Origin of the sequence: Microbacterium saccharophilum, from assembly GCF_007992455.1 — a bacterium.
Lineage (GTDB): Bacteria > Actinomycetota > Actinomycetes > Actinomycetales > Microbacteriaceae > Microbacterium > Microbacterium saccharophilum.
Genome location: NZ_BKAH01000006.1, coordinates 57,508 through 78,976, shown reverse-complemented (window position 1 = coordinate 78,976; position 21,469 = coordinate 57,508). Strand labels below are relative to the sequence as shown.

23 protein-coding genes and 2 pseudogenes are annotated in these 21,469 nt (G+C 70.5%); 16 read left to right on the top strand and 9 right to left on the bottom strand.

The window, feature by feature from the left end:
* Positions 1 to 957 carry an ABC transporter permease gene (locus MSA03_RS07985; RefSeq protein ID WP_147050299.1) on the bottom strand — a complete coding sequence of 319 codons (957 nt, stop codon included), beginning with the start codon at positions 955 to 957 and terminating at the stop codon, positions 1 to 3.
* Positions 958 to 1,035: 78 nt separating this feature from the next.
* A complete protein-coding gene (locus MSA03_RS07980; RefSeq protein WP_147050297.1) occupies positions 1,036 to 2,634 on the bottom strand; it encodes an ABC transporter substrate-binding protein in 1,599 nt (532 codons plus the stop codon).
* Between the two features lie 133 nt (positions 2,635 to 2,767).
* On the opposite strand from MSA03_RS07980, the gene MSA03_RS07975 reads away from it, so the two are divergent.
* Positions 2,768 to 3,481: a FadR/GntR family transcriptional regulator gene (locus MSA03_RS07975; protein WP_244946368.1), complete on the top strand. Its 714-nt coding sequence runs from the start codon at positions 2,768 to 2,770 to the stop codon at positions 3,479 to 3,481.
* Positions 3,482 to 3,735: 254 nt separating this feature from the next.
* Positions 3,736 to 4,329: a fasciclin domain-containing protein gene (locus MSA03_RS07970; RefSeq protein WP_244946367.1), complete on the top strand. Its 594-nt coding sequence runs from the start codon at positions 3,736 to 3,738 to the stop codon at positions 4,327 to 4,329.
* A gap of 101 nt (positions 4,330 to 4,430) precedes the next feature.
* On the opposite strand, the pseudogene MSA03_RS07965 reads toward MSA03_RS07970, so the two are convergent.
* Both MSA03_RS07965 and MSA03_RS07960 read right to left on the bottom strand, forming a co-directional pair.
* Positions 4,431 to 4,664: pseudogene (locus MSA03_RS07965) on the bottom strand (SDR family oxidoreductase); the annotation flags it as partial.
* Positions 4,665 to 4,674: 10 nt separating this feature from the next.
* A complete protein-coding gene (locus MSA03_RS07960; RefSeq protein WP_147050294.1) occupies positions 4,675 to 5,031 on the bottom strand; it encodes a VOC family protein in 357 nt (118 codons plus the stop codon).
* Between the two features lie 97 nt (positions 5,032 to 5,128).
* Here MSA03_RS07960 and MSA03_RS07955 point away from each other — a divergent pair, with 97 nt between their 5' ends.
* Positions 5,129 to 5,410, top strand: a complete 282-nt coding sequence (locus MSA03_RS07955) for an ArsR/SmtB family transcription factor (RefSeq protein WP_218028810.1) — start codon at positions 5,129 to 5,131, stop codon at positions 5,408 to 5,410.
* Entirely contained in the window at positions 5,407 to 5,808 is a 402-nt protein-coding gene (locus MSA03_RS07950; RefSeq protein WP_028497044.1) for a VOC family protein, read from the top strand. Before MSA03_RS07955 ends, MSA03_RS07950 begins: the two co-directional genes overlap by 4 nt.
* A gap of 141 nt (positions 5,809 to 5,949) precedes the next feature.
* Here MSA03_RS07950 and MSA03_RS07945 read toward each other — a convergent pair whose 3' ends face one another.
* A complete protein-coding gene (locus tag MSA03_RS07945; RefSeq protein WP_147050441.1) occupies positions 5,950 to 6,936 on the bottom strand; it encodes an aldo/keto reductase in 987 nt (328 codons plus the stop codon).
* Positions 6,937 to 7,092: 156 nt separating this feature from the next.
* Between MSA03_RS07945 and MSA03_RS07940 the strand changes: the two genes are divergently transcribed.
* Positions 7,093 to 7,821: a histidine phosphatase family protein gene (locus MSA03_RS07940; RefSeq protein WP_147050292.1), complete on the top strand. Its 729-nt coding sequence runs from the start codon at positions 7,093 to 7,095 to the stop codon at positions 7,819 to 7,821.
* Positions 7,805 to 8,635 (top strand): ADP-dependent NAD(P)H-hydrate dehydratase, encoded by an 831-nt coding sequence (locus MSA03_RS07935; protein WP_147050291.1) that lies wholly within the window; start codon positions 7,805 to 7,807, stop codon positions 8,633 to 8,635. The genes MSA03_RS07940 and MSA03_RS07935 overlap by 17 nt, the downstream gene beginning before the upstream one ends.
* A gap of 26 nt (positions 8,636 to 8,661) precedes the next feature.
* Here the strand turns inward: MSA03_RS07935 and MSA03_RS07930 are convergent, their stop codons facing one another.
* Positions 8,662 to 9,333, bottom strand: a complete 672-nt coding sequence (locus MSA03_RS07930; protein WP_147050290.1) for a Type 1 glutamine amidotransferase-like domain-containing protein — start codon at positions 9,331 to 9,333, stop codon at positions 8,662 to 8,664.
* 96 nt (positions 9,334 to 9,429) lie between these two features.
* A complete protein-coding gene (locus MSA03_RS07925) occupies positions 9,430 to 10,194 on the bottom strand; it encodes an SDR family NAD(P)-dependent oxidoreductase (protein WP_147050289.1) in 765 nt (254 codons plus the stop codon).
* Between the two features lie 100 nt (positions 10,195 to 10,294).
* Here MSA03_RS07925 and MSA03_RS14560 point away from each other — a divergent pair.
* A pseudogene (locus MSA03_RS14560) lies at positions 10,295 to 10,855 on the top strand (helix-turn-helix domain-containing protein); the annotation flags it as partial.
* On the opposite strand, the gene MSA03_RS07915 reads toward MSA03_RS14560, so the two are convergent.
* Positions 10,846 to 12,936 (bottom strand): beta-galactosidase, encoded by a 2,091-nt coding sequence (locus tag MSA03_RS07915; protein ID WP_147050288.1) that lies wholly within the window; start codon positions 12,934 to 12,936, stop codon positions 10,846 to 10,848. The pseudogene MSA03_RS14560 and the gene MSA03_RS07915 sit on opposite strands and share 10 nt — an antisense overlap.
* A 66-nt stretch (positions 12,937 to 13,002) precedes the next feature.
* Between MSA03_RS07915 and MSA03_RS07910 the strand changes: the two genes are divergently transcribed.
* The 9 genes from MSA03_RS07910 (at position 13,003) to MSA03_RS07870 (ending at position 20,343) form a co-directional block, all read left to right on the top strand.
* Positions 13,003 to 13,599: a TetR/AcrR family transcriptional regulator gene (locus tag MSA03_RS07910; RefSeq protein ID WP_147050287.1), complete on the top strand. Its 597-nt coding sequence runs from the start codon at positions 13,003 to 13,005 to the stop codon at positions 13,597 to 13,599.
* A gap of 180 nt (positions 13,600 to 13,779) precedes the next feature.
* Positions 13,780 to 14,559 carry an SDR family oxidoreductase gene (locus MSA03_RS07905; RefSeq protein WP_147050286.1) on the top strand — a complete coding sequence of 260 codons (780 nt, stop codon included), beginning with the start codon at positions 13,780 to 13,782 and terminating at the stop codon, positions 14,557 to 14,559.
* Between the two features lie 113 nt (positions 14,560 to 14,672).
* Positions 14,673 to 15,845, top strand: coding sequence for a cytochrome P450 (locus tag MSA03_RS07900; RefSeq protein ID WP_147050285.1), 1,173 nt, complete (start codon positions 14,673 to 14,675; stop codon positions 15,843 to 15,845).
* A gap of 35 nt (positions 15,846 to 15,880) precedes the next feature.
* Positions 15,881 to 16,069, top strand: a complete 189-nt coding sequence (locus tag MSA03_RS07895; RefSeq protein ID WP_028494794.1) for a ferredoxin — start codon at positions 15,881 to 15,883, stop codon at positions 16,067 to 16,069.
* A gap of 1 nt (position 16,070) precedes the next feature.
* Positions 16,071 to 17,165, top strand: a complete 1,095-nt coding sequence (locus tag MSA03_RS07890; protein WP_147050284.1) for an NAD(P)/FAD-dependent oxidoreductase — start codon at positions 16,071 to 16,073, stop codon at positions 17,163 to 17,165.
* Between the two features lie 29 nt (positions 17,166 to 17,194).
* Positions 17,195 to 17,824 (top strand): TetR/AcrR family transcriptional regulator, encoded by a 630-nt coding sequence (locus tag MSA03_RS07885; protein ID WP_147050283.1) that lies wholly within the window; start codon positions 17,195 to 17,197, stop codon positions 17,822 to 17,824.
* A gap of 21 nt (positions 17,825 to 17,845) precedes the next feature.
* Positions 17,846 to 19,123: a DUF2254 domain-containing protein gene (locus MSA03_RS07880; RefSeq protein ID WP_147050282.1), complete on the top strand. Its 1,278-nt coding sequence runs from the start codon at positions 17,846 to 17,848 to the stop codon at positions 19,121 to 19,123.
* 86 nt (positions 19,124 to 19,209) lie between these two features.
* Complete coding sequence (locus tag MSA03_RS07875) at positions 19,210 to 19,797, top strand: GNAT family N-acetyltransferase (protein ID WP_147050281.1); 588 nt, start codon at positions 19,210 to 19,212, stop codon at positions 19,795 to 19,797.
* Positions 19,798 to 19,890: 93 nt separating this feature from the next.
* A complete protein-coding gene (locus MSA03_RS07870) occupies positions 19,891 to 20,343 on the top strand; it encodes a hypothetical protein (protein ID WP_147050280.1) in 453 nt (150 codons plus the stop codon).
* A 30-nt stretch (positions 20,344 to 20,373) separates the two neighbouring features.
* On the opposite strand, the gene MSA03_RS07865 is transcribed toward MSA03_RS07870, so the two are convergent.
* On the bottom strand, positions 20,374 to 21,303 hold the full coding sequence (locus tag MSA03_RS07865; RefSeq protein ID WP_147050279.1) for a hypothetical protein: 930 nt from the start codon (positions 21,301 to 21,303) through the stop codon (positions 20,374 to 20,376).
* Between the last annotated feature and the right edge of the window lie 166 nt (positions 21,304 to 21,469).

The following is a 21,469-nucleotide window of genomic DNA, read 5'->3' as shown; positions in this document are numbered from 1 at the left end:
TCACACCGCCCGGATTCGGGGATTGATCAGGACGTACAGGAGGTCGACGACGATGTTGATCACGACGAAGGCCAGGGCCACCGCGAGGGTGACTCCCTGCACGAGGTTGGGTTCGTTGTTGGTCACGCCGTTGAGGATGAGCGTGCCCATGCCGGGGATCGCGAAGATGACTTCGATCACGACGGCACCGCCGAGGAGGTATCCGACGCGGAGGCCGAGGACGGTCACCGGGGTGATGAGGGCGTTGCGCAGCACGTTGCGCGCGACGACGACGGGGCGGGGGATGCCGGCACCGAGGGCCGTGCGGACGTAATCGCGGTCGAGCTCCTCGACCATCGAGGTGCGCACCACGCGGGACAGCTGGCCGATGACGGGGACGGCGAGCGCGACGGCGGGGAGCGTCATGCGTGCGAGCCATCCGCCCGGGTCGGCGAAGAAGTCGGGCAGCCGGCCGGAGGCGGGAAGGATGCCGAGCTGCAGCGTGAAGAGCTGGATGAGGAGGATGGCGAGCCAGAACGACGGCGTCGACAGCGACGCGACACCGAGGATGCGGATGACCTGGTCGGGCCAGCGGTCGCGGTACACCGCGGCGACGACGCCGAGGATGAAGGCGACCGCGACGGCGATCAGGAGGCCGAGGAAGGTGAGGGAGAGCGTCACGGGGAACGCGCGGGCCACTTCGTCGCCGACGGGAAGGCTGCGCGCGGAGTAGGTGCCGAAGTCGCCGCGCAGGAGGCCGAAGAGGAAAGCCACGTACCGGACGAACAGCGGGTCGTTGAGGCCGTGCGACTGGCGGTAGGCCTCGAGCGCATCCGGCGAGGCGGTCTCGCCGAGCGCGGTGCGCGCCGGGTCGACCGGGGAGAAGGACATCACGAAGAAGACCAGGAAGGTGATGCCCAGGATCATCCACGGCAGCTGGAGCAGCCGGCGTCCGATGAGGCGGAGCGTGTTGGACACGGACCGCTCCTTTCCTGAGGGTGGTGGGGCGGGGGGTGCGCTGGGGGACGCACCCCCCGCCTCGGGGGGTGGGGTGGGTCAGCCTGCGGCGACGCCCACGTCGAGGAACGACAGCCCCGTGGTGGGGACCGGCTGGAAGCCGACCAGCTCCTGGCTGCTCCAGGCGGTGGGCAGCTTCCGGTGGAACAGCGGGTACAGCGCGGCCTGCTCGGCGATCGCGTCGAAGGCCTCGTTCCAGGTCTCCTGCTGCTCGTCGCCCTCCTGCTGCACGGCGGTGTCGAGCAGTGCGCGGATCTCCTTGTACTCGGCGGAGTCGGCCCAGTTCACGCGGGTGTTGCTCCACACGTTGTTGCCGTACCACCAGTTCATCAGGAGGTCGGGGTCGCTGCCGAAGACCGACGGGTCACCGGGGGCGACCATGACGGTGTAGTCGCCGGAGTCGACCTTCGCGTACTGCGCGGCGGACTGGCCCACATCGAGGGTCACGTTCACGCCGATGGCGTCCAGCGATTCCTTGATGAGCGGCGCGACTTCCTTGACCCAGCCGGTGTCGGTGGTCAGCAGCGTGATCGACAGGTCGGAGACGCCGGCCTCTTCGAGGAGCGACTTCGCCTTGTCGGCGTCGTAGGTGTACACCGTGGACGCCTCGTGGTGGTTCGGGTACGTCTCGGGCAGGAACGAGGTCGCGGCGGTGGCGTTGCCGAGCATGCCCGTCTCGATGATCTTGTCCATGTCGAGCGCGTAGAAGAACGCCTGACGCACGCGGGCATCGTCGAACGGCGCCGCCTTCGTGTTGAACATCATGAAGAGGAGACCGAACGACTGGACGCTCTCCACGTCGGCGGCCGATGCGAGCTGATCGACGTCGATGTAGGGGACGTCCTCCATGGCCTGGATGGTGCCCGACGACATCGCCGTCACGCGCGCGGCCGCGTCGGCCAGCAGGTTCCAGTTCATGCCGGCGGCGAGAGCCGGGCGGGGACCGTTGTAGTCCTCGTAGCGCTCGAAGACCAGCTTGTCCTCGGGCACAGCCGAGACGAGCGAGTACGGGCCGGAGCCGACCGGTGTGGAACCGAACGCCTCAGCATCCGCTTCGGCCAGTACCTTCGGGACGATCTTCACGATGCCCAGGCGGCTGTTGATCAGCGAGAACGGGTAGTCCGTCGTGATCTGCACCGTGTCCTCGTCGACGGCCGTGACGGTGTCGATGAAGTCGATGTAGGTGGTGAACAGCGAACCGCTCGCCGGGTCCATCACGCGCTCGTAGCTGAAGACGACGTCATCCGCGGTGACCGGGTCGCCGTTGTGGAACGTCGCACCCTCACGGATGTCGACCTCGTACGTCGTGTCGTCGACCGCCGTGGGGAGCTCGGCGGCGAGCGCGGCGTACGGCTCCTTGGTGACGGGGTCGAGGTCGACGAGACCCTCGAAGATGTGCCAGTTCGCGGCGACCGTGACGGCGCCGGAGGCGATCATCGGGTCGAAGCTGCCGCTCAGGGCGTACGAGATGCCGGCCTCGATGATGGCATCGGGGTCGACCTCGGCCGCACTGGGCGCGTTGTCGGTCGGCGTCGACGCGGCGCCGCCGCAGCCTGCCAACACGACCGCGGCGGCAACGGTGCCCGCCAGGACGGCTGTGATGCGACCCGCGGTGCGGCGGGTGGGGAATCGATTCATGTGTTCTCCAGATGGGATGTGGGACGCACTTGTCGGACATCTGACGTCCGATGTACTATAAACACAATCTCCCGCGTAACACAACGCAGGAAATCAACTTGTAATCTTCGACAGACGAGGGGACGGAGTCTGGATGCCAGTGTCTGAGAAGAGCGGCTCGCGCATGCGGCGCTCGACGACCGCCGATGAGATCAAGAAGCTCATCCTCACCCGCGATCTGAAGCCCGGCGACCCGCTGCCGACGGAGGCCGAGCTGTGCGAGACCCTGAACGTCTCGCGCTCATCCGTGCGCGAAGCGATCAGGACGCTGTCGACGCTCGACATCGTCGATGTGCGGCACGGCCACGGCACATATGTCGGTGCCATGTCCCTCGACCCTATGGTGCAGGCGCTCGTGTTCCGGGGCGTCCTCTCCCCGGATGGGACGCTGAACGCCCTCCGCGAAGTGGTCGAGGTGCGCCTGGCACTCGACCTTGCGCTCGCCGAGACGATCGTGAACGGCGCGGTGGGCGAGGATGCGGCGGAGCTGTCCGCCCTCGTGGATGAGATGGTCGACAAGGCCTCCCGGGGCGAGGTGTTCCTCGAGGCGGACCGCGCCTTCCATACGAAGCTCTTCTCCGTCACGGGCAACCGGCTGGCCGTGCAGCTCGTCGGTGCGTTCTGGGACGTGCACACGGCTGTCGTCCCGCAGCTGGGGATCGCGATGCCGGAGGACATCCAGCACACCGCGGAGGCCCACGGCGACATGCTCGCCTCGGCGCTACGCGGCGATGTCGAGGGGTACCGCCAGGCCGTGATCGAGCACTACCGACCGCTGCAGCGGTCGATCTCGGCCGCCACCGCCTGATCCGGCGCGCTTCGGGAGCGCGTCGTCGATCCGCGCCGAATGGCGGGTGCCGGACGCGGACACCCGCGTTTTGCCGCGGATGAACCGCGGGGATGCCGTCCACCCGCGCCGAATGGCGGGTGCGGGGCGGGCACACCCACGCTTCGGCGCGGATGATTTCCGCGCGGGGTGCATCCAGGGGACCGGTTCGTCCGGAATACCTTCATGACGCCCGGCACAGGAGCTCGGACGCATCTCACCGAAGGAGCTGAATGATGAAGAACCGAGTCCGCTTCGCCGTCGCCGCCGTCGCGGCCGCCGCGTTGACGCTCACCGCCCTGCCCGCCCAGGCATGGGGCGGCTCCCCCGCTCGCGGAACGATCGTCGACGTCGCCGTGGCCGCCTCCGGCGGGGGCACGCCCGATCACAACCCCTACGACTACGACCTGCTCGTGCAGGCCGTCGTCGCGACGGGCCTCAACACCGCGCTGTCCGACACGAGCACGTCCTACACCGTGTTCGCGCCGAACGACCGCGCCTTCCTCCGCCTCGTCACCGACCTCACCGGTACGACCCCGGCGAGTGAAGCCGAAGCGCTCACGACGATCACGAGCGCCTTCACGACCGAGCAGATCTCGAACATCCTGCTGTACCACGTGGTGTCGGGGCAGAAGCTGAGTCCCGTGAAGGTCTTGACGTCGAAGTCCCTCACGATGGCGAACGGCGGCATCGTCGAGCCGCGCGGGATCACGCTCCGCGACGCGACCCCGTCGCTGCGCGACCCCCGGCTCGTCCTCTGGGCGATCAACATCCAGGCGTCCAACGGCGTCATCCACACGATCGACCGGGTGCTCGTTCCGGCGGGCTGATCGGGTCTTGCACTCCCGCCGCGGCGAACAGAGTCCGGGTCGCCGCGGCGGGTCCTTCCATGCGCAGGCAGCGACTTCCCGCGGGCGCGCGGGAAGCACGCTCAGCGGTTGATGTAGCCGCCGTCGATCTGCAGCACGGTGCCGTGCACGTAGGAGGACAGGTCGGACGCGAGCCACAGCGTCCCCTGCGCGATCTCCCGGGCCTGACCGAAACGGCCGAGCGTCGAGAGCTGCTTGGCGTACTCGTCCGCATCGAACCCGAACCGGTCGAGGGCGTCGCGCAGCATGGGCGTGTCGATGGCGCCCGGCGCGACGGAGTTGATGCGGATCCCCTCTTCGCCGTTCTCAGCCCGCCGGTGGCTGCCACAGCTCGATGGGGAGCCCTTCCGGGTCGTGGATGCGCGCGAAGGTCCCGTAGTCCTCGGTGTCCCACTCCGTGCGGCGCTCGACGGGGATGCCGGCGGCTTCGAGCCGTGCGGCGAGCGCGGCCAGGTCGGTCACCCGCAGGTTCAGCATGAACGCCTGGTCCTCCGCGAAGTAGTCGCTGGTCTCGGGGAACGGCGCGAACACCGTCATGCCGGCATCCTGCTGCCAGATGCCGTCGTGTCCCGCCTCGATGCCGAGGTGCTCGCGGTACCACGCGGCGCGCACCTCCGGGTCGCGGCTGCGGAAGAAGAGCCCGCCGATCCCCGTCACCGCCATGGCGCCTCCTGCCCTCAGACGTCATGATGCCCGCGGCACGGGCCGCCGGTCAACGCGATCCTTGACAGGCAAGCATTTACTTGCCTATTCTTCGGGTGTGGCCGATGTCTACAAGGCGCTCGCCGATCCGACGCGGCGCGCACTGCTGGATCAGCTTCTGACGCGAGACGAGCAGACGCTGTTCGAGCTGTGCACGAGCCTGGCGATGCACCACGGACTGACGCCGTCCCGCCAGGCCGTCTCCCAGCACCTCGACCTGCTCGAGGCGGCCGGACTCGTCCGCACCGAGAAGCGGGGGCGTTTCAAGCTCCACACGATCGACACCGCCCCACTCGCGCAGATCGCGCAGCGGTGGCCTACCCGGAAGGATCTCCCATGAAACTCCAGACGGTCAGCATCTTCGTCGACGACCAGCAGCGGGCGCTCGAGTTCTACACCGAGAAGCTCGGATTCACCGTCGCGGCGGATGTCCCGCTCGGCGAGCACCGGTGGCTCACCGTGGTCGACCCCGATCGGCCGGACGCCACCGAGATCTCCCTCGAGCCGAAGTCGCATCCCGCCGCCGTCGCGTTCGCCGACGCGCTCGCGGCCGACGGCATCCCCATGTGCGTCTTGGGGGTCGACGACATCCATGCGACGCACGAGCGGCTCTCCGCCCTCGGCGTCGCCTTCACCCAGCCGCCCACGCCGCTCGGTCCGGTGACGGTCGCGGTGCTGGACGACACCTGCGGAAACCTCCTGCAGATCGCGCAGTTCCACCCCGACCACCAGGCGTAGGCGCTCGGGCGCAGGGCCCGAGGTCATGCGGCCGGTGCGGAGGAGATGGCGCCTCGGGAGGTGCGGTTCGGCGCATCGAACCTCCCGACGCGTCATCTCCTCCCGTGCCGTACGCGCGGCGCGCGCCGGCGCGAAGCGCGACTACCAGGCGTAGGCCTCCGGCGCCTGGCCGCCCGGGCCGGGGAACAACTCATCGAGCGCGGCCAGGTCCTCCGCGCTCAGCTGGATCTCGAGCGCGGCGACGGCGGACTCGAGCTGCGCCATCGTGCGCGGCCCGATGATGGGTGCCGTCACGCCCGGCTGGTGCAGCAGCCACGCGACGCCGAGGGATGCCGGCGCCCACCCGCGCTCGCGCGCGAAGGTCTCGTAGCCGTCGATCTGCTCCTGGCGCTCTGCGCGGGCGTTCGTCGTCCAGCTGCCCGCGGACCGGCCGTGGGCATCCGTCGACGGGCCGCTGAGCAGTCCGCCGCCGAGCGGCGACCACGGCAGGATGCCGAGTCCGTAGTTCTGCGCGGCGGGGATGACTTCGAGCTCGATGGAGCGCTGCGTGAGGTTGTAGAGGGACTGCTCACTCACGAGGCCCAGGAAGTTGCGGCGGCTCGCGATCTCGTTGGCCTGGGCGATGTTCCACGCGGCGAAGTTGGAGCTGCCGGTGTAGACCACCTCGCCGCGCGCGACGAGCACCTCCATCGCCTGCCACATCTCCGGCCACGAGATGTGCCGGTCGATGTGGTGGAACTGGTACAGGTCGATGCGGTCGGTCTGCAGCCGCCGCAGCGAGCCGATCGCCTCGCGGCGCACCTGCCACGCCGAGGCGCCGCGCGCATTGACGACGTCCTCGCCGTCGACCGGGTCCACCATGGGCGAATGCACCTTCGTGGCGAGCACGATGTCGTCGCGGACGCCCGGCCGCGCGGTGAACCACCGGCCGATGATCTCCTCCGTCGCGCCGCGGCCGCCGCGGCCCCCGTAGCCGTTCGCGGTGTCGAAGAAGTTGATGCCGAGCTCGAGGGCGCGGTCCATGATCGCGAACGCGGCCTCCTCCGACGTGCGGTCGCCGAAGTTCATCGTGCCGAGCGCGAGGCGCGAGACGGCGGTCCCGGTGCGGCCGAGCGAGGTGTACTGCATGGTCATCGGGACTCCTGGGTCGAAGGGAAGATTCCCCCATCGTTGCATCCTGCTGGCAGCACGGGGCCGGTCGGTGCGCCCCCGCCCGATTACCGCGGCGGGGGCGCACCGTCAACCCCGTGTGACGGGATCCCCCGCGCGTGCGAGCCTCGACGCATGGCGCCTGTGGAAGAGCTCTGGCTGGTCCGACACGGAGAGAGTGCGGGAAACGTCGCCGCGACGCGCGCCGAGATCGAGGGCCGCGAAGCCATCTCGCTCGAGTGGCGGGATGCCGACGTGCCGCTGTCGGACACCGGTGTCGAACAGGCGGGCGCCCTCGGCATGCGGCTGCGCACCATCGACCCCGCGCCGCAGATTGCGTGGGTGTCCCCGTACGTGCGCGCGCAGCAGACCTTCACGCTCGCCGTCGCGGACGGGCCCGCCATCGGGGCGGTCTTCGCCGACGACCGGCTTCGCGACCGCGAGCTCGGCATCCTCGATCTGCTGACCCGGAAGGGCGTCGCCGCCCGGCATCCGGAAGAGGCGGAACGCCGCGCGCATCTGGGCAAGTACTACCATCGCCCGCCCGGCGGGGAATCGTGGGCCGACGTCGCGCTCCGGCTGCGGTCGTTCCTGAGGGATGCCGCCGACTCCCCCGCCACGGTCGGACTCATCGTCGCGCACGACGCCGTCGTGATGCTGCTCATCGCGATCCTGACGCGGATGGACGAGGCCGAGCTGCTCGCGTTCGCCGCGACCAACACGGTGCTCAACGCCTCCGTGACCCGCCTGCACCGGGACGGCGACGAGTGGATGCTGGCGGAATTCTCGAACGTCGACCACCTCGAGCGCGCTGGCGCCGACGTCACCGTGCACCCCGGGAGCCCCGATGTCGCACCGGAGTGAGCCGGTCACCCCCGACCTGCTGCGGGGCTGGGGGCTGCCCGAGGCGGGCGACTCGAAGAACAGCAGGGGACGGCTCGTCGTGGTGGGCGGCTCGTCGCTGTCCCCCGGTGCCGTGCGGCTCGCAGGTGAGGCGGCGTTGCGCGTCGGCGCCGGCAAGGTCGGCGCCGCGGTGCTCCCGGAGATCTCCGACGTGATCCGGATGAGCTTCCCGGAGGCCGGTGTGTTCGAGCTGGGGCCCCGGGGACGGAAGGCCCACTCCACGCTCGCCGCGGAACTGTCGGCGGCCGACGCCGTGCTCATCGGCCCGGGGTTCGACGACCCCCGGGAGACGCTTGCGCGGCTCCGGATGATCGCCGCGTGCGACGTCGCCTGTCTCGTGGTCGACGCCTTCGCGGTCGCCGCGCTGCTGAAGGTCCGGCGCTCCAGCCTCCCCGATGCGCTCATCGTGAACGCGAACCTCGACGAAGCCACGATCCTGCTCGGGCGCGAGCCGGAGGACATCCCCGCAGGCGTCGCTGAGATCGCGCGGACCCACCGCGCGATCGTCAACTGCTACGGCGTCGTCGCGACGCCCGACGGCGAGCTCTGGGAGGTCGAGGGCGGCGGGCCGGGTCTCGGGACCGCCGGGTCGGGCGATGTGCTCGCCGGCGCGATCACCGGATTCGCGGCGCGCGGGATGCCACCGGTGCGCGCGGCCGCGTGGGGGGCGTGGGCGCACGCCCGCGCCGGCGATCGGCTGACGCAGCGGCGCGGACTCGGATTCCTGGCGCGCGAGCTCGCCGACGAACTCGCTCCGGCCGTCCGCGAGGTCTGACGCGCCGCACTGCGAACCTGCCGCCGTCAGGTGTTCAGAGCCGTCCAGCGCCCTTCGGAGACGACCTCGACGGCGCCGTCGACGACGGAGATGGCCGTCTGGTCGTCGATCGCATACGCGGGTCCGGCGATCTTCGCCGCCCAGCGCCGTGCGGCGTCCGAGGTGTTCTCGTCCCAGCCCGGATAGTCCAGGTGCGGGAAGATCGAGAAGTCGACGACGCCCAGCGTCTCATCGCTTCCGCCGGGTCTCCAGTCGACGAACTCCGGCCCGATGCGCGGGGTCATCACCATGCTCCCGGCGCTCACCCCCACCCACACGGTGTCCGCCAGCGAGGGCAGGACGTCGGCGAGGCCGGACTCGCGCATCCAGTGCGCGAGGTAGATCGCCTCCCCGCCGTCGACGAGGAGGACGTCGGCGGCCTGCACCCACGGCATCCATCGGTCGCCGCCGATGCTCGGGAGGGCGGTCAGCTCGAGGAGGCCGACGGATTTCCATCCGAGGTCGACGAGGCCGGTCTCGCCCGGCCATCGGCCGGCCGTCGACATCCAGACCGTCTGCGGCGAGCACGCCGGCTGACCCCACTGCGCCGTGGGGATGAGGAGGGCGTCGCACTCGTCGATCGACTTGCCGAGCATGGCGAGCAAAGCGGAGCGGATGGCGTCGTTCGTCACGCCACCCGAGGTGAGGAGCAGTTTCATGGATGCCTCCCGGGCTTCGGATCCGTGCGCGGCGTTCGAACCCGCGTCGCCACGATACGGCGCCCGGTGCCGCGACGCAGGGGGTCGGCGCCGTGGTCAGAGGCGCTGTCCGCCCGAGGCTTCGATGCGCTGCCCGGTGACCCAGCCCATGCGCGGGTCGACGATCGCGGCGACGGCCGCGCCGATGTCGTGCGGCTCGCCGATGCGCCCCAGGGCGACGGTGGGCAGGATCCTGTCCCGGTACGCAGCGTCGTCGCGGATGCCACCACCGGCGAAGTCGGTCGCGGTCGCACCCGGGGCGACGACGTTCACCGTGATGCCGCGCGGGCCGAGTTGCTGCGCGAGATACAGGGTCCAGGTCTCCACCGCGGCCTTCATCGCCGCGTACACGGAGTACACGGCGTTGACCGGCATCCGCGTGAGACCGGTCGACGTGTTCAGGATGGCGCCACCGCGTTCGAGCATCGGCTCGAGCTGCTGCGTGAGCAGCACCACGCCGGTGAAGTGGACCGCGACCTGCGCGTCGATCTCGGCGCGCTCGATCCCGCCGAACGGTGTGTTCCCGGCGAAACCGGCGTTGTTGATGAGCACGTCGATCGTCTCGCGGCCCCAGCCTGCCTGCAGCGCCGTGCGGAGCGCCGCGGCGAACCCCGGGAACGTGTCCGGCGCGGTGGTATCGAGCGGGAGCGCGCGAGCACGGCGCCCCTTCGCCTCGATGTCGGCGACGACGCCGGCGGCGGCCGCGGCGTTCGAGTGGTAGGTCAGGACGATGTCGGCGCCGCTGTCGGCCAGCGCGAGCGCGGAGGCGCGGCCGAGGCCACGGGACCCGCCGGTGATGAGGACGATGCGTGAAGTGGTCATGCCCCCACGTTCACCGTGGGACGCATCGGCATCCAGGCAGTGCCGATCGTGGGATTCGCGATCCCTTGCTGGGCGCGGGGTGGTCGACCAGCATGGTGCGGTGGACAGAGATCAGCTCGCGGAGTTCCTCCGCCGCCGCCGCGACGCACTGCAGCCGGAGGATGTCGGGCTCGCCCGCGGTCCGCGGCGCCGGGCGCCGGGTCTGCGGCGCGAGGAGGTCGCGCAGCTCGCGACGATGTCGACCGACTACCTCAACCGGCTCGAGCAGGGGCGTGGACCGCAGCCGTCCACCCAGATGCTCTCGGCGCTGGCTCGGGCGCTCCGCCTCGACACCGCGGAGCGAGACCACCTGTTCCGACTGGCCGGTCACGCGGCACCGGATCGCGTGGGCTCCACGTCGCACGTCTTCCCGGGCATGCTCCGCATCCTCGACCGCCTCTCCGACACCCCGGCCCAGGTCATCGACGAGCTCGGCGAGACGCTGCTGCAGACCGGCCCCGCCAAGTCCCTCCTCGGCGATCTATCCGGCCTCACCGGCCTCTCGCGGATGGTGGTGTACCGATGGTTCACCGAGCCCGGGTCCCGTGACGTGTACGCACGCGCCGACCACGAAGAGCGAGAGCGGGATCAGCGCGCGGACGCCGCCGGCGCTCATGCGAGGACGGCGCTGACCTCCGGATGCGCCGTGGGCGCGGCTGCGTCGAGACTCGTCGCCACGACGAGCACGCCCCGCGGCGGTATCTCGGCGACGTCGCCGATCGGCGCGCTGCCGCTGAGGATCTCCCCGCCGAGCGGCACGGCGACGGCGTCGTCGGTGCGGTTGGCGAGGAAGACGAAGCGCGCATCGGCGCCGAGCCGGACGATGACCTCGAGGTCGCCGCCCGCCGCGAGGGCGTCGCCGCGGAGCACCGGCGCCTGGTCCGCGAGCGCCCGCAGCACCTCGCGGGCCCCGACCCGGCCGATGTCCGCGGACACGTAGGTCGCGGTGCCCGCCCCGACCCGGCGGCGGGTGATCGCGGGGGCGCCGGCGAGGTCGCCCTCGGCGTACGTGTCGACGATCTCGACGTCGGGGTCGACGCGGGTGATCCGCTCCGACCACATGGTTGCGGCCGCACCGGATGCCAGCGCGACGCGCTCGCCCGGCAGCAGCGGCACGAACTCCTCGGCGGAGACGCCGAGGATCTCGCGCAGTGCGCCCGGGTACCCGCCGAGCCAGACGCGGTCGTGCTCGTCCACGATGCCGGAGAAGTAGGTCGCGACGAGGTGGCGACCATCGGCGACGACCTCCGCGAGGCGGGCCCGCAGCTCGTCGGTCACGATGTGCAGCATGGGGGCGATGACGACCTCGTAGCCGTCGAAGGACGCACCGACTGGCAGGACGTCGACGCGGACGCCGAGGTCGAGGAGAGCGCGATGCCATGCCTGCACCTCGGCGTCGTAGGCGATCCGGTCGGTGGGGTGCGAGTCCCGGCCGCTCACCCACCACGACTCGTAGTCGAAGAGGATCGCCACGCCCGCCCGCTCACGGCGGGATCCGGTGACCGGCGCGAGCGCCTCCAGCTCGGCGCCCAGCCGGACGACATCGCGGAACACGCGGCTGTCGGAGCCCGCGTGCGGGACCATCCCCGAGTGGTACCGCTCGCCGCCGGCACGCGACTGACGCCACTGGAAGTAGCAGACGGCATCGGCGCCGTGGCCGACATGCGTCAGCGCATCGCGGATGAGCTCGCCCGGGCGCTTGGGGGTGTTCGCCGGGCGCCAGTTCACCGCGCTCGTCGCATGCTCCATGAGGAACCACGGGGCCCCCTCGGCGAGGTTCCCGGTCAGATTCGCCCAGAACGACAGGTCGTCCCGTCCGGCGGGACCGGGGATCAGGTAGTGGTCGTTGGAGACGAAGTCGACGTCGCCGACCCAGGTCGCGTAGTCGATCTCGCGGACGTTCCCCGCGACCATGAAGTTCGTCGTCCGGGGCACGTCGGGACTGATCTGGGCCAGCACGGCGGCCTCCGCGCGCAGGTGGTCGCGGACGGCATCCGAGGAGAACCGCTCGAAGTCGAGCTGCTGCCCGGGGTTGCGCTGCGTCGGAGCCACGCGGGGCGGGAGGATCTCCTCCCAGTCCCCGTAGCGCTGCGACCAGAACGCGGTCCCCCACGCGTCGTTGAGGGCGTCGAGCGTCGTGTACCGATCCTGCAGCCAGATCCGGAACGCGCGCGCCGCGTCGTCGGAGAAGTCGTACAGGTTGTGGCATCCGAGCTCGTTGGAGATGTGCCACGCGACGAGGGCAGGATGCTGCGCGTACCGCTCGGCGAGCGCGCGCGTGAGACGCAGCGCGTACTCGCGGAAGATCGGCGAGGTGGGGCGCCAGTGCTGCCGCGCCCCCGGATGAAGGATCGTCCCGTCGGCGGTCTGCGGCAGCACCTCGGGGTGCAGGCGCGTCAGCCACGGCGGTGGGGAGGCGGTCGCGGTGGCGAGGTCGACGTCGATCCCGTGCTCGTGCAGGAGGTCCATGATCTCGTCGAGCCACGCGAAGTCCCACTCGCCGGGCCGCGGCTCGAGGTGCGCCCAGGAGAAGATGCCGAGCGACACGATGTTGACGCCCGCCTCTTTCATGAGGCGCATGTCGTCCCGCCACACCTCGCGCGGCCACTGCTCCGGATTGTAATCGGCGCCGTAGCGCATCCGCCGGGCGCCGAGCGCGCCATCCTTCACCCAACGCCGTGTCCGCGTGCCGTCGATCGCCATACCTCGATCATAAAACAAAAACGTGCACCTGCACTATTTTGACGCAAGGGTCGGTACGCTGACCTCATGGTGGATGCTTCGGAGTCGGCGCGGCGGGGGCCGTACGCCAAGACGGCGTCCCGGCGTGCCGAGATCATCGCCTCCGCCACGGCGATCTTCAGCACCCACGGCTATCAGGGCGGCTCGCTCCGGCAGATCGCCCGGCAGCTCGACCTCGGCCTCACGACGGTCATGCATCACTTCCCGACGAAGGTCGCGCTGCTTGCCGCCGTCCTCGATCAGGAGGACAGTTCCGACCCCGACGCCGAGGAGCGCTCCCGCCGCGATGGCTTCATCCCGATGGTGATCGGGATCGTCGAGCGGAACCTCCGCCGGCAGGAGCTCGTGCGGATGTTCTCGATCATCAGCGCCGAGGCGACGCACCCGGGCCATGAAGCGCACGCCTGGCTGGTGAACCGGTACGCCGCGGTGACCGCGTCCTACCTCGACCTCATCGCGTACGACCGGGCGGCCGGCCGCATCACGACCGACCGCGACCCGGAACTGCTCGCGGGCATCGTGGTGAGCGGGTGGGAGGGCATCCAGATCCGGTGGCTGGCCGACGGCACCGATCCCGTCGAGGCGATGCGCACGCTGCTCGTCGATCTCCTGCGGCCGGCGTAACGCCGCGCGCCACGCGAGCATGCCGCCGCGCGGCCGCGCTGCGATGGACGCGCCGCGCTCGACGGGACCTTCGACCCCACCTGCCCGCCCGGTGCGCGGCTGACTGGAGGCAGTGGCCGGGATGCGGCGGTTTCGACCGACCGTCACGTCATATCGTCCCGGCGATGAAAGGACATCATCATGACCCGCACCTACGTCGTCACCGGCAGCGCGAGCGGCATCGGCAAGGCCACCCGCGATCTGCTGTCAGAGCAGGGCCACCGCGTCATCGGGGTCGACATCGCCGAGGCCGACATCTCCGTCGACCTCGGGTCGCCGGAAGGGCGGACGGAGCTCGTCCGTCGCGTGGAGGAGGAATCCGGGGGCACGGTGGATGCCGTGCTGGCCGTCGCCGGCCTGTCCTCGCCGACGGCCGCGACCGCCGCCGTCAACTTCTTCGGGACCGTCGCCACCCTGGAAGGGCTGCGCCCGCTCCTCGCCCGGTCGAGCGCACCCCGCGCTGTCGCGGTGTCGTCGATGGCGGCATTGTTCCCGCCGGATGATGAGCTCCTCGAACAGTTCCTGGCCGGAGACGAAGCCGGCGCCATGGACCGCGCGGCAGTCCTGGCAGGCGATCCCGCAACCGCAGGGCTGATCTACGGATCGTCCAAGCGTGCCCTGTCCCGCTGGATCCGGCGGGCCGCCCCGAGCCCGGAGTGGGCGGGGGCGTCGATCGCCCTCAACGCCGTCGCGCCCGGCGTCGTCTACACGCCGATGACCGCCGAGCTGACGGGGACGGCGGAAGGGCGTGAACAGCTGCTCCAGATGGTCCCGATGCCGTTGAACGGCTTCTTCGCCCCCGAGGACGCGGCGGAACTGCTCGTCTGGCTCTCGAGCGTCGCGAACGCGCATCTGTGCGGGCAGGTCATCTACATCGACGGCGGCTCGGACGCCGTTCTCCGCGGCGACAGCGTGTGGTGAGCACGGCCGCCGGGACGCATCCGGGGCGGGATCGGCGAGTTCTCAGCTGAACTCACTTTACAAAGTGTCAAGTGGATGCGATGCTGGGGCCACCATCTCAAAGAGGAGACCCCATGTCTGCACCCGTTGCCGCCTCAGACATCGACCTGTTCGCCGACGACGTCCTGGTCGACCCCTACCCGACCTACACCGCACTGCGCGAGCAGGCCGCGGTCGTGCACCTGCCGGTCAACGACGTGTACGCGCTCACGCGCTACGACGTCATCCGCGACGCCCTGGGCGACCCCGAGACGTTCTCGTCGGTGAAGGCCATCGGATTCAACCCGATGGTGAACGACGCGCTGCAGGGCACCTCGCTCGCGTCCGACCCGCCGGTCCACACGCAGCTGCGCGCGACGCTGTCCGCCAACCTGACCCCGCGCGCGCTGCGCGGACTCGGCGAGACGATCGAGGCCAAGGCGGACACGCTCGTCGCCGAACTCGCCGCCCGCGGCTCGTTCGACGCCATCGACGACCTGGCCCGTGCGTTCCCGCTCGAGATCGTCGCCGATCTCATCGGCTTCACCGGCACCGTCAAGGCCAACATGCTCCGCTGGGGCCAGGCGGCGATGGAGGTCATCGGCCCGATGAACCCGCGCACGCAGGAGAACTTCCCGATCGCCGGGGAGCTCTACGGCTGGTGCAGCCAGGTGACCGCCGACGACCTCGCCGACGGCTCCATCGGCCGCGGGATCTTCGACGCGGAGAGCCGCGGGGACATCCCTGAGGGCGCCGCGGGGCACATCATCCACCAGTACCTCGGCGCCGGCGTGGACACGACCATCGCCTCGATCGGCAACATCATCGCCCTGTTCGGCCGGCATCCCGAGCAGTTCGCCAAGGTGCGCGACGACCTCTCGCTCGTGCCGGCCGCGTTCGCCGAGGTGCTCCGGTTCTGGCCTCCCGTCCACGCGTGGGGCCGCCGCGTCACGAAGGATGTCGAGATCGACGGCGCCGTGATCCCCGCCGGCGCCCACGCGGCGATCCTGTTCGGCGCGGGCAACCACGACCCCCGTCACTACGACGACCCGGACACGTTCGACATCACGCGCAACCCCGTCGATCACCTGTCGTTCGGGTACGGACCGCACGGCTGCGCCGGTCAGGGTCTCGCCCGCATGGAAGGCCACGCCGTCATCCGCGCCCTCGCGACCCACCTCACCTCGTTCGAGGTCGACGGCGAAGTCCGCCTCCCCAGCAACATCACCCGCAGCATCAGCGAGCTGCGCGTGCTGGCGCACGCATGACCACGCTGACCGCCCCTCCCGGGAAGGACACCCAGATGAAGATCGAACTGGACCGCCCGCGGTGCGAAGCCCACGGGCTCTGCGAGGAGGCGGCACCCGACCTCATGCACCTGGACGACCACGACGACCTCGTGCTCGACGTCACCGAGGTCGACGGCGCCGCCCTGGAACGCGCCCGCGCGGCGGTGCGCGTCTGCCCGGTCGCCGCCCTGCGGCTCGTCTGACATGTCGTCAATGCGCCGGGTCGTCGTCGTCGGCAACGGCATCGCGGGACTCACGTCGTGCGAGACGCTGCGCGCCGAGGGCTTCGACGGCGACCTCGTCGTCGTCGGCGCGGAGCCCGAGCCGGCGTACAGCCGCCCCGCACTGTCGAAGGCGCTGCTCAAGCCGGATGGCGGGCTGGACGGGCATGAACTCGCCCCCGCGAGCCACGGTGCCACCGAGCTCCGCGGCGTGCACGCCACCGCACTCGACGCCGACGCCCGCCGGGTGGCACTGAGCGACGGGTCGCTGCTCGACTACGACGGGCTGGTGATCGCGTCCGGGTCCCGCGCCCGCCGCCTCACCGACAGCCCGCACGAACACACGCTGCGCGAACTCCGTGACGCCGTCGCGCTGCGCGGCGCCCTTGCCGGGCGCCCGAGCGTGACGGTGGTCGGCGGCGGCGTGCTCGGGATGGAGGTCGCCTCCGGCGCCCTCGCGGCGGGATGCGACGTCACGCTCGTCGCGAATGCGGTGCCGATGGTGCGGCAGCTGGGCCCGTACCTGGCCGGGGTGCTGGGTGCGAGTGCGACCGCGCAGGGACTGAAGACGATGGTCGCCCGCGATGTGCGGGTCGTCGACCGCGGAGGGCATCTCCAGGTGAGTGCCGATGATCGCATGATCGAGACGGACGTCGTGGTCACGGTCGTCGGCGACCTGCCGAACACGGAGTGGCTGGGTCATTCCGGCCCGCTGCACACCGATTCCCGGGGACGGCTCGGCGACGGCGTGGTCGCCGCAGGCGATGTCGCCCGATGGGACGGCATCCGCACCCCGCTGTGGACGAGCGCGATCGAGCAGGCCAAGGTCGCCGCCGCCACGCTGCTGCGTGGCGATGACGCGCCGGTGCTCGCATTCCAGCCGTACTTCTGGATCGAGCAGTTCGGCATCCATCTGAAGGCGGTCGGCGGCATCCCGCTGGACGGCGACCCCGAGGTGCTGGAGCAGGACGACGTGGGGCAGCTGCTCCGCTGGACGCACGACGACGGCACGCGCACCGCGGTCTCGGTGAACTGGCGCATCCCCATCCCGAAGCTTCGCCGTCTCACCGCCGCGTGACGCGCCTGAGCGCTCGTTAGGGTGAGCGGATGGTCAACAAGCGCGAACTCCAGAAGGAGACGACGCGGAAGCGTCTGCTGAGCACCGCGCTCGACCTGTTCCAGTCGAAGGGATATGTCGCGACGACGATCGACGACATCGCCGTCGCCGCGGCATCCACTCGCGTGACGTTCTACGCCCACTTCCCGAGTCGACGCGACATCATGCTCTCGCTGATCGACGAGCTGAACCAGATCCTCGAACGCGGGGCCTCCGACACGGGACGCTCGACGGCGTCGGCGCTGGTCGACGCGGTGCGGGCCGGCACCGCCGACGCCATCGGTCCGTGGCTTCGGACGCAGGCCGGCCGGTGGCCTGCGATCAAGCCCTATCTGCTGTCCGCCGCAGAGGCCGCGGCCGTCGACGACGAGATCCGGGTCGTGTACGAGAACTGGGCGGATGAGGTGATCGCCGACATCGCCGACGGTCTCACCGCGGCGGGCCGGTACGCACCCGAAACACATCACATGCGCGGCGAACTCGCGTTCGGGATGCTGGACCGCACCGCGCAGCACTGGATGCATCACGCGTGGGACATCGACACCGGGCCGGAGCTCGGTGTGCTCACCGAGGCGTGGGTGAAGATCCTCGGGGATGCCGACGCGATCGCGCCGAGCTGATGTGCTGTTAGAACTGATGCCATGAGCCGGCCATCCGCATCCACCGTGCGTGTCGTTCTGGCACGCGTCATTCAGAAGGTGTGGGTGCGCGCGACGCTCTTCACCGCGATCGCCATCGGGTTCGCTCTGGCCGCGGGATTCATCGGCTCTCTCCTGCCGTTCTCCTTGTCCATCGAGCTGGGACAGAACGCCGTCGACTCGGTCCTGCAGATCATCGCGACCGCCATGCTGACGGCGACGACGTTCTCCGTAACGGCGATGGTCACGGCGTACTCCTCGGCGACCACGATCGCCACGCCCCGGTCGACCAAGCTCCTGATCGCCGACCCGACCTCGCAGAACGCACTCTCCACCTTCATCGGCGCCTTCGTCTTCGCGCTCGTCGGCATCATCGCCCTCTCGACCGGCTACTACACGGAGCAGGGAAGGACGATCCTCTTCATCGGGACGCTCGTGGTCGTCGGCATCATCGTCGTGACCCTGCTCCGCTGGATCGCGCACCTCGCGAACTTCGGAAGGATGTCGGATGTCATCGACCGCGTGGAGGAGGCGGCGACGGCGTCTCTCGCCACGTACATCGAGAGTCCCACCCGCGGGGCGCGGCGGGGACGCCGATTCGACATGACGGTTCCGGTCCTCGCCGAGCGGATCGGCTACGTCCAGCACATCGACGTGGCCGCCCTCGATCGCGTCGCCCACGAGCACGACCTGGAGATCTGCGTCGAAGCCATCCCGGGGACCGTGGCGGATGCCGCACATCCCCTGGTGACGCTGGATCGCAACCCGGACGACGCCGTGGCGCACGGCATCCGCCGCGCCTTCCGATTGGCATCCCATCGTGACTTCGAGCAGGACCCCCGCCTCGGCGTCATCGCCCTCAGCGAGATCGGCAGCCGCGCCCTCTCACCGGGAACCAACGACCCGGGCACGGCGATCGAGGTCATCGCCGCACTGCAGCGCGTGTTCGGCATCATCCCCGACCGGAGCTCAGGGGCACGCGGCGACGTCGAATTCACGCGCGTCTGGATGACGGCGCCGAGCATCGACGATCTCGTCACCGACGCGTTCCGTCCCCTCGCGCGCGACGGTGCCCGGATGGTGGAGGTGCAGATCCGGCTCCAGAAGTGCCTGGCTGCACTGGCCGCGCAGATCCCCTCGCAGCACGCCGTCTTCGCCCGCGCCGCCGCGGACGGGCTCCGGCGGTCGCGGCGCGCGATGGACCCGACCGACTTCCGGCGGCTGCGCGCGGCGGCCCGGGCGTCGTGGCGGCCCGCACGCTCCGCGCCCGGCCCGTCCTGACGTCGCGGGAAATCATGAGCGGATGCCGGCCCCTTACGCGTGTCGGAGCCGGTCGGCAGACTGTACGGCGAGGCGAGGAGGCAGTCATGGCCGACGGGCACCTGATCAGACCCCTGACGCCGGAAACCTTCCCGGCGTGGCTCGCGCTCGCGCAGAAGCACAACGGCGTCTGGGGCGGGTGCTACTGCTCGTACTTCCACGGCGACACGGAGTCCACCGTGAAGCGCGAGCACGACGGGCCGACGTTCAAGCAGCGGCTCGTCGCAGAGGGCGTCGCCCACGCCGCGCTGGTCTTCGACGGGGACGACGCGATCGCGTGGTGCCAATACGGCAGCCCCGCCGAACTGCCCAACATCTACCACCGGAAGCAGTACGACGCCGGCGAGGCCCGGCCGGCGCCGTGGCGCATCACCTGCTTCTTCGTCGACCGCGACCACCGGCGGTCGGGAGTGGCGCGCGAGGCGCTGGACGGTGCGCTCGAGCTGATCGCTCGGGCCGGCGGAGGCGAAGTGGTGTCATTCCCGAACGAGCTGGCCCCCGGCAAGCGGACCTCGTCGTCGTTCCTGCACAACGGGACCCGGGCCATGTTCGAGAAGGCGGGATTCTCCTTCGAGCGTCACATCGGCAAGAGCAAGACCGTGATGCGCATCACAGTGGCCCCGGCCGCCGGCTGACATCCCGACGGGGTGCCAGGTCATCCTGAAGAGGTATCGGGATGCATCGCCGGGCGGACGCGTCGCCGGGGCGGTTATCCCGACGATGGAAGCATGACTTCAGCACCCCGGAAACGCGCCGCCGCAGCGGCCGCGACGCTCCCCGCGATTCTCCTCCTCACCTCTCTCACCGGGTGCTCCGCGGTGAGCGACGCGCTCTACGGCGAGGCATCCCATGAGTTCTCCTCGCACGACCAGATGGTCGAGCAGTGGTCGAAGGAGGCTCCGTGGCTTCCCGCCGACGCGTCCTCGATCCTCATCCGGGAGAAGACGGACGGCGATCCCGCCTCCCTGACCGCCGACAGCGCCACGCCCCTCGACCCGGAGCTGTGCGGCGAGGTGGAGCGCCGTTCGGCCCCGACCTTCGCCCTCGACAACACCCCCGACGTCTTCAAGATCGACCGCGTGTACGCGTGCGGCGACTGGGCTGTCGTCGCCACCGACGACGGCTGGTACGGCTGGACACCAAACCATCCCGACGAGCGGGCGCAGTCACCTGCTCCGTGAGGGCTGCGGGTCACGGCCGGTCAGGGCCCGTCACGGTTCGATGAATCCGATGGGAGCCCCGGCGATGCGGAGCCCGGACGCCCCGACGGCGTCCTCGATCGCGGTGTGCTGATCCGCGGGCGCCACGATCTGGACCTTGTCGACCCGGTCCTGCCCCATGCCTGCGGGGATGGACCAGAAGCTGCGGACGGCGAGGTCGTCGGCGAGTCGCGTGAGGAGCACGAGATACGCATCGCTCTCCCCCGGCGCGAGCTGGACGTCGAGGTCGGCGGAGCTGATCTCGACCTGGATGTTCCGGTCGAGTCCTGCCGCCGCGATGAGATCCGGGGCATGCTCGACGAGCGGGAGGAGGCGGCTGAAGCCGCCGGGGGCCTCCTCGTCGAGAGCGATAAGGGCGAGGCCGCCGTCGTCGAGCACCATCGGCTGGATCGCGAGACCCGGGGCCGCCCGGTCCAGCTCGTGGACGAGGGCCTTGGCGTCGAACCCGAAGTCGAGGCAGAGCCGGTCGCCGCCGGCGCCTCGCGCCGGGTCCGACGTCGCGTGCAGCGCGACCTCGGCGTCCGCGGCGGTCAGCACACGAAGGGACCATGTGAGGGGCTCGGGATGCGCGGTCGAGCAGGCCGCCCGCAGCAGTCGTGGCAGCGCCGCCGCATCCACGACCGCACTGAGCCAGGACGTCGGAGTCGCGAAAGCCGGCGCCTCGACCCACCGCTCTGTCTGGACCTGGCTGACACCGGGCAGCCGGTCGACCTGCGCTGCGAGCGCGTCGAGCTCCTCGCTCGGGCGGTCGAAGTGCGTCTCGTCGATCGTCCACGTGAACAGGAGAAGTCCCCACACCAGCAGGCCGACGATCCCCGGCGTCAGGACTATCAGCCACGCTCCGCGCCGGATCCTCGCGCGCGGGTCGGCCGGTCGTTCTTCGCGTGTCGGCGGCGTCCCCGACGGAAGCGTGGTCGACATCGAATCACCCCCGGCAGAGTTCCCCATCACTCGTCCGGATCACCGTAGCGCGCGCGGGCCGCACACGGTATGGCCGCGTTCGCGACTCCGCGGTTACGAGCTCGTGGTGCGCAAGCCGGAGGCGGGCCTGCGCTCGGACCGGTGTATCACTCCGGCCCGCCGGCCG